Source organism: Pedobacter sp. P26 (genome assembly GCF_050632135.1).
Classification (GTDB): domain Bacteria; phylum Bacteroidota; class Bacteroidia; order Sphingobacteriales; family Sphingobacteriaceae; genus Pedobacter.
On the sequence record NZ_CP192574.1, the window covers coordinates 6,242,552 to 6,257,036 of the forward strand.

General features: G+C 37.9%; 15 protein-coding genes. 8 read left to right on the forward strand and 7 right to left on the reverse strand.

Annotation, left to right across the window (positions count from 1 at the left end; genetic code table 11):
- Window positions 1–229 precede the first annotated feature (229 nt).
- From ACQ86H_RS29120 to mfd, 4 genes are all read right to left on the reverse strand, one after another.
- Window positions 230–451 (reverse strand): DUF3820 family protein, encoded by a 222-nt coding sequence (locus ACQ86H_RS29120; RefSeq protein WP_029274918.1) that lies wholly within the window; start codon window positions 449–451, stop codon window positions 230–232.
- Window positions 452–1,408, reverse strand: a complete 957-nt coding sequence (locus tag ACQ86H_RS29125) for an ATP-binding protein (RefSeq protein ID WP_431293321.1) — start codon at window positions 1,406–1,408, stop codon at window positions 452–454.
- Between the two features lie 26 nt (window positions 1,409–1,434).
- Window positions 1,435–1,557, reverse strand: a complete 123-nt coding sequence (locus tag ACQ86H_RS29130; protein ID WP_431293322.1) for a hypothetical protein — start codon at window positions 1,555–1,557, stop codon at window positions 1,435–1,437.
- A gap of 82 nt (window positions 1,558–1,639) precedes the next feature.
- Entirely contained in the window at window positions 1,640–4,975 is a 3,336-nt protein-coding gene (gene mfd, locus ACQ86H_RS29135; protein ID WP_431293323.1) for a transcription-repair coupling factor, read from the reverse strand.
- A 230-nt stretch (window positions 4,976–5,205) separates the two neighbouring features.
- On the opposite strand from mfd, the gene ACQ86H_RS29140 reads away from it, so the two are divergent.
- From ACQ86H_RS29140 to ACQ86H_RS29155, 4 genes are all read left to right on the forward strand, one after another.
- Complete coding sequence (locus ACQ86H_RS29140; protein ID WP_138819264.1) at window positions 5,206–5,508, forward strand: DUF2752 domain-containing protein; 303 nt, start codon at window positions 5,206–5,208, stop codon at window positions 5,506–5,508.
- A 5-nt stretch (window positions 5,509–5,513) separates the two neighbouring features.
- On the forward strand, window positions 5,514–5,900 hold the full coding sequence (locus ACQ86H_RS29145; RefSeq protein WP_090497432.1) for a TM2 domain-containing protein: 387 nt from the start codon (window positions 5,514–5,516) through the stop codon (window positions 5,898–5,900).
- A gap of 315 nt (window positions 5,901–6,215) precedes the next feature.
- A complete protein-coding gene (locus ACQ86H_RS29150; RefSeq protein WP_431293324.1) occupies window positions 6,216–7,313 on the forward strand; it encodes a Nif3-like dinuclear metal center hexameric protein in 1,098 nt (365 codons plus the stop codon).
- A 176-nt stretch (window positions 7,314–7,489) separates the two neighbouring features.
- Complete coding sequence (locus ACQ86H_RS29155; protein ID WP_431293325.1) at window positions 7,490–8,632, forward strand: tyrosine-type recombinase/integrase; 1,143 nt, start codon at window positions 7,490–7,492, stop codon at window positions 8,630–8,632.
- Between the two features lie 132 nt (window positions 8,633–8,764).
- On the opposite strand, the gene ACQ86H_RS29160 is transcribed toward ACQ86H_RS29155, so the two are convergent.
- The 3 genes from ACQ86H_RS29160 to ACQ86H_RS29170 all read right to left on the reverse strand — a co-directional run bounded on the left by ACQ86H_RS29160 (window position 8,765) and on the right by ACQ86H_RS29170 (window position 10,070).
- The gene (locus ACQ86H_RS29160; protein ID WP_431293326.1) at window positions 8,765–8,956 is read right to left on the reverse strand and encodes a JAB domain-containing protein; all 192 of its coding nucleotides are present in this window, start codon (window positions 8,954–8,956) and stop codon (window positions 8,765–8,767) included.
- A 26-nt stretch (window positions 8,957–8,982) separates the two neighbouring features.
- Window positions 8,983–9,393, reverse strand: coding sequence for a hypothetical protein (locus ACQ86H_RS29165; protein WP_431293327.1), 411 nt, complete (start codon window positions 9,391–9,393; stop codon window positions 8,983–8,985).
- 86 nt (window positions 9,394–9,479) lie between these two features.
- Window positions 9,480–10,070 (reverse strand): hypothetical protein, encoded by a 591-nt coding sequence (locus tag ACQ86H_RS29170; protein WP_431293328.1) that lies wholly within the window; start codon window positions 10,068–10,070, stop codon window positions 9,480–9,482.
- A gap of 272 nt (window positions 10,071–10,342) precedes the next feature.
- Between ACQ86H_RS29170 and ACQ86H_RS29175 the strand changes: the two genes are divergently transcribed.
- From ACQ86H_RS29175 to ACQ86H_RS29190, 4 genes are all read left to right on the forward strand, one after another.
- Window positions 10,343–10,867, forward strand: coding sequence for a hypothetical protein (locus ACQ86H_RS29175; protein ID WP_431293329.1), 525 nt, complete (start codon window positions 10,343–10,345; stop codon window positions 10,865–10,867).
- 51 nt (window positions 10,868–10,918) lie between these two features.
- Entirely contained in the window at window positions 10,919–11,293 is a 375-nt protein-coding gene (locus ACQ86H_RS29180) for a hypothetical protein (RefSeq protein WP_431293330.1), read from the forward strand.
- A 155-nt stretch (window positions 11,294–11,448) separates the two neighbouring features.
- The gene (locus ACQ86H_RS29185) at window positions 11,449–12,645 is read left to right on the forward strand and encodes a S41 family peptidase (RefSeq protein ID WP_431293331.1); all 1,197 of its coding nucleotides are present in this window, start codon (window positions 11,449–11,451) and stop codon (window positions 12,643–12,645) included.
- An 83-nt stretch (window positions 12,646–12,728) separates the two neighbouring features.
- Window positions 12,729–14,084 carry a DUF4932 domain-containing protein gene (locus ACQ86H_RS29190; RefSeq protein ID WP_431293332.1) on the forward strand — a complete coding sequence of 452 codons (1,356 nt, stop codon included), beginning with the start codon at window positions 12,729–12,731 and terminating at the stop codon, window positions 14,082–14,084.
- The last annotated feature ends 401 nt before the right edge of the window (window positions 14,085–14,485 follow it).

Below are 14,485 nucleotides of genomic sequence, written 5' to 3' on the forward strand. Positions count from 1 at the left end.
CCGCAGATTACGCGGATAGCCGCAGATTTTTTCTGCGATAAATGTTAATCTGCGGATTTTTACAGATTAGTCGTCATCTCGACTGGAGCGCAGCGCAATGGAGAGATCTACTCAGAACGGTCGTCTTTCCCGCGCAGGTGCGAATCTTAATGCAACCTGGAACCCCACTAAGGCGTTACGATTCCCAATCAAGTTGGGAATGACGATTCATCTATGCTATCATTCTTAACTACCGATTTTGATTCTTCAACGGCGTTAATAAATACTCCAATCCATTCACCCGAATTTCAAACATCGTAGCCATCAAATCGCCCAATTTACCTTTCGGGAAGCCCTTATCCTTATACCAAAGCAAATAACTTTCAGGGATATTGCAGATCAGGTAACCTTTATATTTTCCATAAGGCATTTGCATTTTCACTAAATCGAGCAATAAGGTTGGGTCTAACATTTATAATATAAAATCTAAATAATTTTCTTTGTTAATTATGGAAAAGGTGGCTTGAGGATAGTTTTTAGCAAAAAAACCTGGTATCTTTTTCTTTTGGTTTCCCCATTTGAAATCGGCAGCTAAAATTTCTCCATTGTTAATTTCAATAAGATCTATTTCCTGCTGGTCATAAGTTCTCCAAAAGTAATATGTGGAGTTTTGCTGTTCGTATTCCATTTTTTTGATCCGCTCACTAAAACAGTAATTTTCCCATAAAATACCCTGATCATTGCGTAATGCTAATAACCTGAAATCATTAACGATTGCATTCCGGATGCCATTGTCGTAAAAATACCATTTGGATGACTTTGTAACCTCTTTCCGTAAATTGTTACTGTATCCGCCAACTTTATAGATGATAAAAACCTTCGAAAGTAAATCAAGATAACGGTCTACTGTATTTTTGCTGATGCCCAAAGTACGGGAAATTTCATCAATTGAAACTTCCGATCCTACCTGATAGGCAATAAGCTTTAATAATTCCAGCAGTTTAGCGCTATTTTGGATGTTCTCATACATCAAAATGTCTTTTAACAGATATGATTTAACCAGTTCCGTCAAATATTGCGCTTTTTCAGCCAATGAGTTTAGATGAAACAACTCCGGATAAGAACCGAAAATTAATCTTTCTTCAAGGTTTTGGGTAGTTTGTAGTGCATTTTCCTTCTCATTTAATTCAACCTGTGCTATCGGGTATAGATAATAGGTTAAACTTCTTCCGGTTAAAGGTTCACCGGTTTGGTTCGATAAGTCGAAAGTAGATGAGCCACTTGCAATTATGGTGAGGTCTTTAAAAGTGTCGATTAATAGCTTTAGTATTTTTCCGATTTCGGGTATAACCTGGGCTTCATCAATAATAAGTAGTTTGGCATTACCCAAAACCCTTTTATAATTTGCCGCCGTGCGGCTTGCCAGCAATAGTTGTACATCCTGATCTTCTCCATTTAAAGACAGATGGTTGCATCTTTAATAAGGTTCTCTATTGGCCAGGTTTTACCTACCCGTCTTGTTCCGAAAATCAGGATAACTTTATTATTCCCAATTTTATTGAGAATAATAGGTTTCAAAGATCTAACAATTTGACTGCTCATTTAAGTCAAATATAGTAAAAAACGTTAATTCAGTCAATAGACTGACTCAATTAACGTTTTAGTCGATAAGTTCTAAAGTTTCGATTGCTTCCTCAACGGTTTTTACATGATCAAAAGCAATCCTTAACGTATTTTTTACCTCTTTTAAATTGCACATCCGCGGATGGTTCTGTGCAAAGGTTAAAATTTTGGTGAAGGTATTCGAGTCGAAATAAGCCGATTGTTTATCGCTTAAGAAATATCCACGCAAACTATTTTTCTTGAAACTGATTTTCTCAAAACCTAATTTCTTACCCAGCCACTGCAAACGCACGACACTAAGCATGGTTTTAACCTGTGGAGGAACTGGTCCGAAACGGTCGGCCAAATGTTTTTCAAAAATGGCGAGTTCTGCTTCATTATCAAGTTTAGAAAGTTCAGTATATAAATTATAGCGCTCAGTAATATTGGTAATGTAAGCATCTGGAATGTACAACTCCAGGTCCGTATCTACTTGTGTAAAGCCCACAAACGGACGGGCAGGTTCATTTTCGAACAGGCCTTTAAATTCAGCTTCTTTTAATTCCTGAATGGCTTCGTCCAATATTTTATGGTACATTTCAAAACCTATTTCGGCAATGAAACCACTTTGCTCTGCACCCAATAAATTTCCGCTTCCACGAATATCCAAATCGCGCATGGCCACATTAAAACCACTGCCAAGATCAGAAAACTCTTCTATTGCGCTTAAACGCTTACGAGCTTCGGAGGTTAGGGTAGATAAAGGTGGCGAAAGTAAATAACAGAAAGCTTTTTTATTGCTTCGTCCAACCCTGCCGCGCATCTGGTGCAGATCGCTCAAGCCAAACATGTGTGCATGGTTGATGATGATGGTATTGGCGTTCGGAATATCTAAACCAGCTTCGATAATGGTAGTGGCTACTAAAACATCCTTTTCACCATTAATGAAATCAAGCATAACATCTTCCAGTTGGTCGCCGTCTAACTGCCCGTGCGCAATACCAATTCTTGCCTTTGGAACCAGTTTCTGGATCAGCCCACCCAATTGCATCAGGTCGTTAACCCGGTTATGGATAAAGAAAACCTGTCCGCCACGGTCTAATTCGAACTGAACGGCTTCCTGGATCAATTTATCATTAAATACATGTAATTCGGTACTTACTGGTTGTCGGTTTGGTGGTGGTGTACTGATGATCGATAAATCCCTTGCCCCCATTAAAGAGAAATGCAATGTTCTTGGAATTGGCGTTGCGGTGAGCGTTAAGGTATCGACGTTTACACGTACTGCTTTTAACCGTTCTTTTGCGGTAACGCCAAATTTCTGCTCTTCATCAATAATCATGATGCCGAGATCTTTAAACTTCACATCCTTGCTCAATAAACGGTGTGTACCGATTAAAATGTCAACTTTACCTGCAGCAGCTTCGGCCAAAGTATCTTTAATCTGTTTACTGGTTTTAAAACGGTTAATGTAATCAACCGTAACCGGAAAATCTTTTAAACGTGAAGAGAAGGTTTTGAAATGCTGTAAGGCTAAAATAGTAGTTGGTACCAATATCGCGGCCTGTTTGCCCTCTGCTACCGCTTTAAATGCCGCACGTACGGCAATCTCTGTTTTTCCAAAGCCTACATCACCGCACACCAAACGGTCCATTGGATGTGGCGATTCCATATCCTTTTTCACATCCTGAGTCGCTTTTAATTGATCGGGGGTATCTTCATAAATAAAAGAAGCCTCCAGTTCAGTTTGTAAATAGCTATCTGGAGAAAATGCTGTTCCGGCCTGGGTTTTGCGCAAGGCATAAAGCTTGATTAAGTCCCGGGCGATATCTTTAACTTTTTTTAGTAGTTTTTTTAGCTTATCCCAGGCATCCGTACCCAGTTTATTCATCTTGGGTACACCACTTTCTTTGCCACTATATTTGGCGATGCGGTTTAATGAGTTGATGTTTACATAAAGCAGGTCGTTATCCGCATAAATTAAACGGATCATCTCTTGCGTTTTGCCATTTACCTCTACTTTTTCAAGCCCGGCGTATTTGCCGATCCCGTGATCGATGTGCGTAACGTAATCGCCGGATTTCAGTTCTCTTAAATCTTTCAGGGTAATGGCCTGACTTTTCTGATAACCTTTTTTAAGCTTGTATTTATAGTAACGATCAAAGATCTGGTGATCGGTGTAAAATGCCGTTTGTATATGCGGATCAACAAAACCCTCTCGCAACATGCTGTTGATCGGTGTAAATTTGGCCGTTTTATCAATATCCTCTAAAATGGCATATAAACGTTCGATCTGCTTTGGCGAATCGGTAAAAATAAAATTGACAATTCCTGCTTTTTCATTCTCCTTTAGGTTATGGATCAGCAGGTTAAAATCTTTATTGAAGGATGGCTGGGGTTTGGTCTCGAACTCGAAACGATTATCTGTTTTATAAAAAAACTGTTTGCCGAATTCTACCAAGGGGAAATCCTGAAGGTGATCGCCCAATAATTTTTCATCGCTGAAAGCAAATTTAGGATCAATCCACTCTGGGTTTTGGGTTTTATCTGCCACTGGCAAAGCTTTCCAGAGTTCAACAGCTTTTTTATATCCTGCTTTAACAATGTCTAAAGTAAACTCTACATCTTTAAACCAGAGCTGGGTATCCTGATCAATATAATCGAGGATGCTAATATTACTTTCCGTTAAAAACTTGGCCTGTACATTGGGCACAATTGTCAACGATTTAACATCGGCCACCGAAAGCTGGCTTTCGATCTCGAAACTTCTGATGCTTTCTACCTCATCGCCAAAAAATTCGATACGGTAGGGAAGATCAGAGGAGAAAGAAAAGATATCTACAATACCCCCACGGATAGAAAACTGCCCCGGCTCATAAACAAAATCCCTTCGGTCGAAATCGTAATCAATTAAAAATTCATTGATAAAATCGATACCCAATTTTGCTCCAAGGCTGATTTCCAACGTGTTTTTTTCTAAAGCGGAACGATCAATCACCTTTTCGGCAATGGCTTCGGGATAAGAAACTACAATTTTTCCGTATTCCGAATCGTGGTTCAGTTCATTCAATACCTCTGCACGGGCCAATACATTGGCTGTATCTACCTGCGTAAAATCGAAAGATTTCCGGTAAGAAGAAGGGAACAGTAAAACCTGTTTATCCAGTACGCTTTCCAGGTCCGACTGGAAATAGGCAGCTTCTTCCCTGTCCGGCAAAACGAACATGATGGGCTTGTGTAATAAAAAATAAGAAGAAAGGGCAACAATAGCATCGGCTGAGCCCACCAATCCCTTTAATTGTATCTTTGGGTTTCTGGTCGCATTCAACGCTTTGGTAAATTGGGTTACCCTATCGTCGGTTTTGTATCGGTTTATTAAATCTCGAATGTTCAAGGCACAAAAATAAGCTTATCTTTTAATATTAACCCGCAATTTGTGTAAAGGTTTTTTTAACTATTTTTGGCTGGGTTGTGATATGGAAATCAGATTTGGGAAAAAACGAAAACTTATTCTTAGATGGTATCGTTCGTTTGGTCGAAATATATCCCCCTTTCGTCGATTAAGGGCAAATCGGTGTAACAAAGGTAGTTCTATAGCCTCTAAATTGTATAAAAAGTGAAACAATGAAGTACATTAAAAGCTTTCCACTAGAACTTTTTTTCTGGTTAACAGCTTTAATATTACTGGCAACAGCGAATGGCCACGAGCATCATTTTACACTTTGTCCTTTAGCCAATTTGGGTTTTAAGGATTGGTGTCCGGGATGTGGTATAGGCAGGTCGATCAGTCATATTTTACATGGCGAGTTTACCGAAAGCTTTTCCGAACATTGGTTTGGGTTTCCGGCACTTTTGATCATCGTTTATAGAATTTACACATTGATAAAAAATAAAAAGAAGTTTAAAATTTTACCAACAAATACATAGAAACCATGGATATATTTCAATCACCTCTAATGTCGTTACCAGGTATAACACCAGAGGAATACTCATATTTACAACAAGCAACAACCGGTTTAACTGAAGAGCAGTTGCGTAATTTTCTGATGGTTTACAGCAGCAAAAGAAAAAATCCATCAGATATGTTGATTTTCTGTTTAATCGGGCTATTTGCTGTTCCAGGATTACAAAGGTTTATTATCGGCCAGATCGGCATGGGTATTTTGTACCTTTTAACCGCAGGTTTGTGCTTCATCGGATCAATTATCGATGTGGTAAACCACAAAACACTAGCTTTTGAGCACAACCAGAAAATGGTTTTCGAAAGTTTACAGATGGTAAGAATGGGCGGTGGATTTCAGCAGGCAGGAAAATTTTAGGATAATCATCATTTGATATTTAAACCTCGCAGGTTTCAAAAACCTGCGAGGTTTTTAAGTTACTAAGCGAACCTAAGAGCCACACGCTGTTAAATAAACCCGATAGCAGCGAAAAAGCCCGAAGGTGAGGAACGGGCCAGGGCTTTGAAGCGTATAGCGGGGCTGAAGTCGCTATAAAAACCGAAACCCTCATTTCCAAAAAACATTCACCACCTAAGCCACCTGAGAACATCTAAGGAAAACGCTTTAGCTTATTGCTGTCTCTTTTAGCTTTGCAAATTTTCGAAACCTGCAGGCTTTATTTATATTTATCGAATGAAATTAGCTGAAATTACCAATTATTTAGAAAGCATCGCGCCGCTTAATTATCAGGAAGATTATGATAACTCTGGCTTGATTGTGGGCGATCCGAATATGGAAATCCGGGCTGCTCTGGTGGCTTTAGATTGCGTGGAGAAAATTGTAGATGAAGCCATTTCTACGGGCTGTAACCTCATCATTACCCATCATCCTATTGTTTTTAAAGGACTAAAAAAGCTGAACGGCAAAAATTATGTGGAACGTGTAGTGTTAAAAGCCATTAAAAACAACATTGCACTTTATGCCATTCATACCAATTTAGACAGCATCCACACGGGCGTAAATGCGAGGATCTGTGAACGTTTGGGCTTAACAGGCACCAAGGTACTTTCGCCAAAGGCCGGATTGTTAAAAAAACTGGTTACTTATTGTCCACAGGCGCAAGCCGAACAATTGCGGTCAGCATTGTTTTATGCCGGAGCGGGGAACATTGGTAATTATAGCGAATGTAGTTTCAATGCCGATGGTTTTGGCACATTTAAGGGAAATGAAGATTCAGACCCCTTTGTGGGTGAAAAAGGTATCCGCCACCGCGAAAACGAAGTAAGGATTGAAATGGTGTACCCTACCCAGGCCGAGCGCAAAATTTTGGTTGCTTTGTTCGAAAACCATCCTTATGAAGAAGTAGCTTACGATATCTATAAACTCGAAAATAAACACCAGTTGGTTGGTTCGGGCATGGTGGGCTGGCTGGAATATGATATGGACGGCTACGACTTCCTGCACCTGGTAAAAGACAGGATGCAGGCAAAAGTGATTCGGCATACAGAAGTAACTGGTAAAAGAATTAAAAAAGTGGCCGTTTGTGGTGGTTCAGGAAGTTTTCTTCTAAAAGAGGCCATTGCTGCCGGAGCGGATGCTTTTATTACCGCAGATTTTAAATATCACGAGTTTTTCGATGCAGAGGAAAAATTGATCATTGCCGACATCGGACACTTTGAAACTGAACAATTTACCTCGAATTTATTGCTTGAAATTATTCAGAAAAAATTTACTAACTTTGCAATCCGTTTAACGGAGCAAAATACAAACCCCATAAATTACTTGTTTTAATTGACTGCTCCTACAGCGCTTTAAACGCATTTAAATCAACATAAATCTCGCGATTTATAGCTGAAAAGTCCCAAATTTAGTCCCAAATTATTATCTTTGTTTATAGCAATTATGGAACAAAGAAGCATAATAAATCCACATTGTAGTGAGCCAAAATTATTAAAGGACAAGCTCCGATGGAGCATTCGTTTTTACTACAAATTGGAGGGCGAAACCAAGACAAGAAAAAAGACTACGGTCTAAACGGGCCTGATTTTTTAAAAAAAGATAAAGGAATAATTAAAGCGATCAACAAATCAGATCGACTTTTGTATGCAGCTGAACTTCTCAAAAACGAAATCAGTCGTTTGAATTCAATGTACTTTAATCCCTTTACCAAGGAATTTGAATCGCTGGATAAGTCACACCAATCTTTTATTTCCTTGCTTGCTGATTATATAGATTACTCCCCTAATAAGGTAAGAAGGGAAAGTACAAAAGCCATTTACAAATCATATAACAACCGCATTAAAGATGTTCTTGCGGAGTTGGGATCCCAAGATGCCGCTTTGAATGAAGTTAATCGTTCAGTTGTTGAAGCGCTATTAGCAAAGATTCAAAGTAAATCATCTAAAGCACAGCGTGATCATTATTTAAGGTATCTTAAAGGCTTCTTTAGGTATTGTGTAGATCATTTAGAGATAATCAATAAAAGCCCGATTAGAACTTTAAAGAACATCAATAATGAAGATACCCAAACAAATAAAGCGTATTCTCCTGAGCTTCAGCAAAAGGTCTTAGATGAGGCCAAACGACTTGACCCCCATTTTCATTTGTTGCTTAGATTGCTCATTATCACTTTAAGACGACCAGATGAATTACTTCGTTTACAATTGAAGAATTTTGATTTTAAGACAGGAAGTGTCACGTTTAGTAGGGAGAAGATTAAGACAGATAGAGCGCAGGTCACTTATTTAACAAGTGACCTTATTGCTGAATTAAAGTGTTTGATGGATGGAAAGTATGACCAAACAGATTATTTCTTAGGTCATTCTATAAAAGAATCTAAGGCTAGAACAGAGAAATCAATCTTTGCTCCAGTCAAAACCTCATTTGTTCACTTTCAGGATAAGTTTAAGACCATTCAAAAGAGGTTAGGTCTTGAAAAGGGATATACCATCTATTCTTTTAAACATACTAGTATTAATAATCTTATCGATAAGCATGGTTGGTCAAAAGAGAAAGTTATTAAGTTAACAGGTCATACTAATACTAGTATTTTAGATACCTATACTAAAGATGGGAAAAGAGAAAGAATTGAATACCCAGATATAATCTAATTATGATTGCCCAAGTTGATTTCATAGCTAGGGCAGTTATATTTTACACCAAGCATTCATCAGTAAAACGAAAGTAACCAAAATTGGTGACTATGATGGATCGTACACTTGGATATTTAAAAGCTTTCCGCCTCATTTAAGCTTCTGCGGTAACTTGCTATCAGCATCGCCAGGTCGTAGACTATCACTTGGGTGATTATGACTAATTATTTTCTTACTTCTATTGGTCGTCAACTCAACATCAAATATATTGGTTTGTTCAACAATCCGTTGTTTTAATCGGCTGTTTAATAACTTTATTAAATGACAAGAGAAGTACAACATTTTGAGAATAGTAGACTCTCCGCAAACTATTTCATCAAATACAGCTTTTGATCATTATTGCTAAAGAGTGCATACTTTACATCATCGTTTGTGTAATACATGTACCCATTGATCTGCTCAACAGGCTGTGCCTTGTTCTTAGAAAGCGCACCAATGTTTTTACCATTAATTTCTACCGATGAAGTATGCGATTCTTCATCGAGATACATGAACTCCTTCAATTTCAGGGTATCATTTTTAAAAACAACATCGGTAAACAGGTATCCGGGATATAGCATCTTGGTGAAACCCGGTGCATTCCCTCCCCCACCAGAAAATCGAACCTTTTCCAATTTCAGCTTTTGAAAATATTTATACCTGACATTCGGGGTACTGATGATTTCTTCGTTCCCGACTTTTCTCTTATTTATTCTTTTGAAAAGGTTGTTCCATGACATTTCCTGCAAATAAGATGTTGAAAAATATTTACGCACGTCTGCGGTAGTGTATAGCTGAAAGCATTCATCACTGATAGTGTATGTGACTACGGCGTAGCTGGAAACTGCCTGTGTAGTTTGTAGCCCCTCTCCAACTTTTTTTGGGGAACAGGACTATCAAAGTTATAATCTACATGTACAGCTTTTGATTGCTTAGCTATATCTGCCAGCTGTTTACTTTGCCTCTGAGTATCCCAGTCGAAACAGGAATTTTGTGCAATAATGCCGATCGGAATCTTTACACCGTTAAAACTCCATCTGTAATATTGACGTGCCCGCTTGTCAACGATAAAACCCTTTAAAAACACAATATCCTCCGGTCTGGAAATTAACTTTAGCGTATCGGCAATATTTCCTTCGGCATTGATTTTAGTGAAAGTATTTTCCCTTTCACCTAAAAAGGCGGAGACAATAACATTGTTATCTGATGTTAAAAAAAATTCAAGATTCCTTTTGCTTTCCAGCACCAAGTTCATTTGAACGTTTCCGCTTTGAATGGTTCTAGAACTATCAACAGAATGGTAGTGCAAAAATTTACCCGCTAATTGATCTTCATCTTTTGCATTACGTTGTTTTGAAATCAGATAGTATACAAATACAACCAGCACAATAATTAGAACGACATAAAGAATTTTCATTTTTTACGGATTGAGTTTTTATTGATATCTCCCAGCTTTTCCGATTAAAAACATAACGAGTATCAGTAGATGCTTTCTGTTTATGAGTTTATTACTTTTATTAACCTAAAAGACTATCGCCTATGACCACATCAATATTAATCGGGTCAGCATAAAATCAACAACGCAAAGTTAAAGAAATGCATAAATATCACAAACATGTGATATATTTGAGTCTTGGTTTGGCAATCGTGTATAATAGTTATAAACGTTCCTAAAAATTTTTTATCAAAATGATCGAAATTGAAATTTTACCATTAGAAGGAATAGAGATTGAAAACATAGGAAAACTTTACATAGGACAGGCTAAACAGGACATTGAAAAATTACTGGGTACTCCTTCTGACAATTCAAACTTTCAACAACTTTTTTATGACCAGTACGAACTCCGTATCGACCTTGACAACAAAGGAAATATAGAATTCATAGAATTTACTTACGGACCGTTTCCGGAAAAAACGGCGCTTTCAATTTATGGAATTAACCCGTTTGAAATTGGAGCGGATAAACTTATTGAAATCCTTACAGAAAAAAATAAAGGAAAAATAGATGACAGTGAAGCTGAATATTGTTACGCGTTTTTTAATATTTCTGTGGGAATCTGGCGGCAATTAACAGAAAAGGGCGTTGAGGAAAGCGTCGCAGAAATGAAAGCTGACCATGAGTATGAGGAAAACAAAGATTGGCTGAATGAAGATCTGCAGAAAGCAAAAAACTTCTGGACAATTGGGATCGGGGTAAAAAACTACTATGAATAATGAGGTGCGGGTACGCCATTTGTTTGATTTATATTTTTAACCTCAGTAAAAATGTTTAATGTTATAAAATCCGAGAATCACCTATTGAACCGTTTGGCTAAACGCGCTTCACCGATTAAAAAGTTATCCGAGCTTCCGCTGGCAAGTTCTACCTACCTGAATTTCGTTACAAACCACCTTGGCTGTGAAATTACACCAGATATTGTGCTATTCGGTTATGAAGAAGCTTTGCAAGAAAATAAAATTGTACAGGAAGCCTATCCCACGATCGGGAATTTGCTATGGTTGATTGGTAGCACCGGCCAAGGAGACAGTTGGTTTTTGGATCGAGCAACAGGGTTCTTACTTTTTTTGATCATCAACAGGGCGAATATGAAAAGTTGGAGCAATTCACAAACTTTAACATCAGCTTTATCGATTTTTTAAGCATGGCCTTTTTATATGCTGAACTGGAAGGGATTCTGGATTCCAAAGAGCGATCCGGAACCGAAATCAAAGCGTTTGAGCATGCCGTGAACGGGATTCATCCAGCCCTATATTCCAAGTATCCTTTTGACTATTTTAAATAACGAATCAGGTCCATGAACAATAATTTTTTGACAAAATTCGCTCTAACGCTACTCATTCTAATTAACGGTTGCTCAGCTTTCGCACAAACAAAATACCAGAAAGACTTCAATGAATTTTGGTCAGACATCAATGATAACTATGCATACTTTGAAGAGCAAAACATTGACTGGAAGAAAGTTCAAGAAATCTACGAACCACAGGCCGAAAAAATTTCAAGTGACCATGAATTTATTCAGTTGCTCGAAAATATGTTGAATGAACTGTACAATGGCCATTCTTCACTGGGCACAAACCTGAAAACATCCAACAGGTTAATTCCATCGGGTTTAGATTTATATATCGAAAGATCGGGAAGCAGGTACATAATTAAGGATCTCAGGAAAGGATTTGGGGCAGATTTGGCGGGTTTAAAAATAGGGATGGAAGTTACCCTGTTTAACGGGAAACCTATTGATGAACAGCTAAAAAAATTCCTGCCGAAATTCACCAACCAGTACAATCAAAAAATGTATCAATATGCCATTGATGTGCTTTTTGCAGGAACGCACGATACAAACAGGGAAATTGTTGCTATAGAAAATGGAAAGCCAATAACTTTCCATCCTGTTAGCTATGGGAATAGAAATGAACTTTTGTACAATAAAATACTCAATAACAGCTCCGCTTACATCAAAATCAACAATTCTCTGGGAAACAACAATCTTATTGCAGCATTCGATCAGGTAGTCGATAGTCTATTTCATTGTAAAAACCTGGTTATCGATTTAACGGAAACACCAAGCGGTGGAAACTCGACCGTTGCCAGAGCCATAATGGGAAGATTTACAAATAAACTCCTACCCTTTCAGGTCCATGAATTTGATGAAAAAGAATACCAGACCAAAAGACACTGGCAAGAATATGTAACACCACGCAAGAAAATTTACACCGGTAAAGTTTATGTCCTGGTGGGCCATTGGACAGGAAGTATGGGCGAGGGAATGGCGATTGGTTTTGATGCCATGGGAAAAGCAAAAACTATTGGAACCAAAATGGCAGGCTTGCTTGGGGCAATTTCCAACTTTCGGATGTCGGAAACTAAAATTGGGTTTCAGTTTCCAACAGAAAGACTTTACCACATTAACGGAACACCAAGAGAAGATTTTCTGCCGAAAATTTTAACCCAAAATATTGAAGAAACGATGCAGAAAGCCCGGGAAATAAAATGAAGTAAACAACCAAATCAGAACAAGAATTTATTACCCCGAAAAAAGTTCAATTGAATCCTAAGTTTGAAAATTAAAAGATAAAAATGAATAAAAAACTAATTTTCCTATCCATCCTTACTATACTGCTAAATGCGTGTTCCATCACAAAAAACTTAAAAAGCACGCAGACCAATCAAGAATGGAAAGCAACTTACGATAGCTTCAACGCAACCGAAAAATTAAAATTCAGCGCCCAAAAGGATGCTGTTGTTTATTTGAGTTCCAAGATCAATACCGATAAGGGAACACTGGATTTATTGCTGAACAATCAAAAGTTAGCTGACCAGCATCAAGTAAACCATTACCGGATAAACCTTGATAAAAAGGCAGTCATTAATATAGCGGGCAAAAATGCAACAGGTTCATTCAACCTGAATTACCCAGTTTATCAGAAAAAAGGGATCCGGATCATTTACAGAACGAACATCGAACTATTAGCACTGAGCTATCTCCTGGCTAATTACGAAGACTTTACAGACTTTTCAGGCAAAGCACCCATTTTTAAGGATTTATACGCGTTGACTTCAAAAATAGCCTCAGAGTTCAAACCCTTTTTAAACTCCAAAAACCTCGATGTAATCAAGCCGTATCTGAACAGGGACTTTTATTTGCATTATTCCAATTTTGTGCTGAGCCTGGATGATTTTCCAAATGCAAAGTTGACTGGTGCTACCGATATCACGCATTTTAAATCAAAAGAAGACGCAGAAAGGTTTGTAACGGCCTTCAACGATTTTTTTAAAGAAGTTCAATTCCAGAATTTTCTGACCAGATATGCTCCATACTATAAAAAGATGACTGAAGAGGTTTCCTTAAACCTGCCTAAAGAAAATTTCATATCAGAAATGGAAAACTACTTTGGCAAAAGTGTATCTCAGTATGTCCTCTACCCTAGTTTAACGCTCCCCTTCAGCTCTGGTTTTGCAGTTGGAGATAGAAATACAATCGGAAATATCTTTGCAAGCTTTAACCAACCCGGGGAAATAAACGATGTGGCAAAGCTCAAGTTAGGTTATAGCAATGCTTTGTCGCTCCGAACAATTTGCATTCATGAGTTCGGCCACTCATTCGTTAATCCCGCGGTGGACAAGGTAGACCAAAATACTATCCAAGCGAAGGTCTTTCTTTTCGACACAATAAAGGATAAAATGTCCCAGCAAGGTTATGACCAGTGGAAAATCTGCCTTTACGAGCACTTCAACCGAGCCAACGAAGTGATTATAGCGAGGCACCTGGGCGATGAAGTTAAGGCAAATGAGATTTTAAAGGATAATATCGAAAACCGTTCATTTATCTATCTTCCCCATATCATTGAAAAACTGGAGTTTTGGTACAATAATGAATTCCTCGATAAAACCTATGAGCGAAAAGTGGAAGAAATCATCTCAGAATTAAAATGACTAAAATTGGTAGTTCACCGAAAATGGTTCTTCCCCAATTATGGTGGTCAATCCGGTGCGGTTTAATCTTCTGGGATAACATAAGCTAAAACACGGTTCACGCTCTGTTTGCATATTTCAATGAAACTGGTTCTTCCACACTTTTGGTGGTCAGTATTTGTTTAATAGTACGACAGATGTCTTTTAATAGCATTCAAATCCACAAATTGAGGCTAATAGTTATTTAATAAGTAATTTTCTTCTCTGGATAAAAAGGAATGTTTTATCTAATTTATGTATGACAGAATAACTGTGTCGAGAGCATCATAGCAAATACTTTTTAATAGATTCATTCAAGTATTCAGCAACTAAAAACCACCAAAAGTGGGGAACAACCCTACATTGTTCACTCTATTTTGCTC

What these genes read in the sequence shown, in the direction of transcription:
- ACQ86H_RS29120 (WP_029274918.1), bottom strand. Translation starts at nt 451, where the DNA reads ATGTTAGACCCAACCTTATTGCTCGATTTAGTGAAAATGCAAATGCCT.
- ACQ86H_RS29140 (WP_138819264.1), top strand. Translation starts at nt 5,206, where the DNA reads ATGAAGTACATTAAAAGCTTTCCACTAGAACTTTTTTTCTGGTTAACA.
- ACQ86H_RS29145 (WP_090497432.1), top strand. Translation starts at nt 5,514, where the DNA reads ATGGATATATTTCAATCACCTCTAATGTCGTTACCAGGTATAACACCA.
- ACQ86H_RS29150 (WP_431293324.1), top strand. Translation starts at nt 6,216, where the DNA reads ATGAAATTAGCTGAAATTACCAATTATTTAGAAAGCATCGCGCCGCTT.
- ACQ86H_RS29155 (WP_431293325.1), top strand. Translation starts at nt 7,490, where the DNA reads ATGGAGCATTCGTTTTTACTACAAATTGGAGGGCGAAACCAAGACAAG.
- ACQ86H_RS29160 (WP_431293326.1), bottom strand. Translation starts at nt 8,956, where the DNA reads ATGTTGTACTTCTCTTGTCATTTAATAAAGTTATTAAACAGCCGATTA.
- ACQ86H_RS29165 (WP_431293327.1), bottom strand. Translation starts at nt 9,393, where the DNA reads ATGTCATGGAACAACCTTTTCAAAAGAATAAATAAGAGAAAAGTCGGG.
- ACQ86H_RS29170 (WP_431293328.1), bottom strand. Translation starts at nt 10,070, where the DNA reads ATGAAAATTCTTTATGTCGTTCTAATTATTGTGCTGGTTGTATTTGTA.
- ACQ86H_RS29175 (WP_431293329.1), top strand. Translation starts at nt 10,343, where the DNA reads ATGATCGAAATTGAAATTTTACCATTAGAAGGAATAGAGATTGAAAAC.
- ACQ86H_RS29180 (WP_431293330.1), top strand. Translation starts at nt 10,919, where the DNA reads ATGTTTAATGTTATAAAATCCGAGAATCACCTATTGAACCGTTTGGCT.
- ACQ86H_RS29185 (WP_431293331.1), top strand. Translation starts at nt 11,449, where the DNA reads ATGAACAATAATTTTTTGACAAAATTCGCTCTAACGCTACTCATTCTA.
- ACQ86H_RS29190 (WP_431293332.1), top strand. Translation starts at nt 12,729, where the DNA reads ATGAATAAAAAACTAATTTTCCTATCCATCCTTACTATACTGCTAAAT.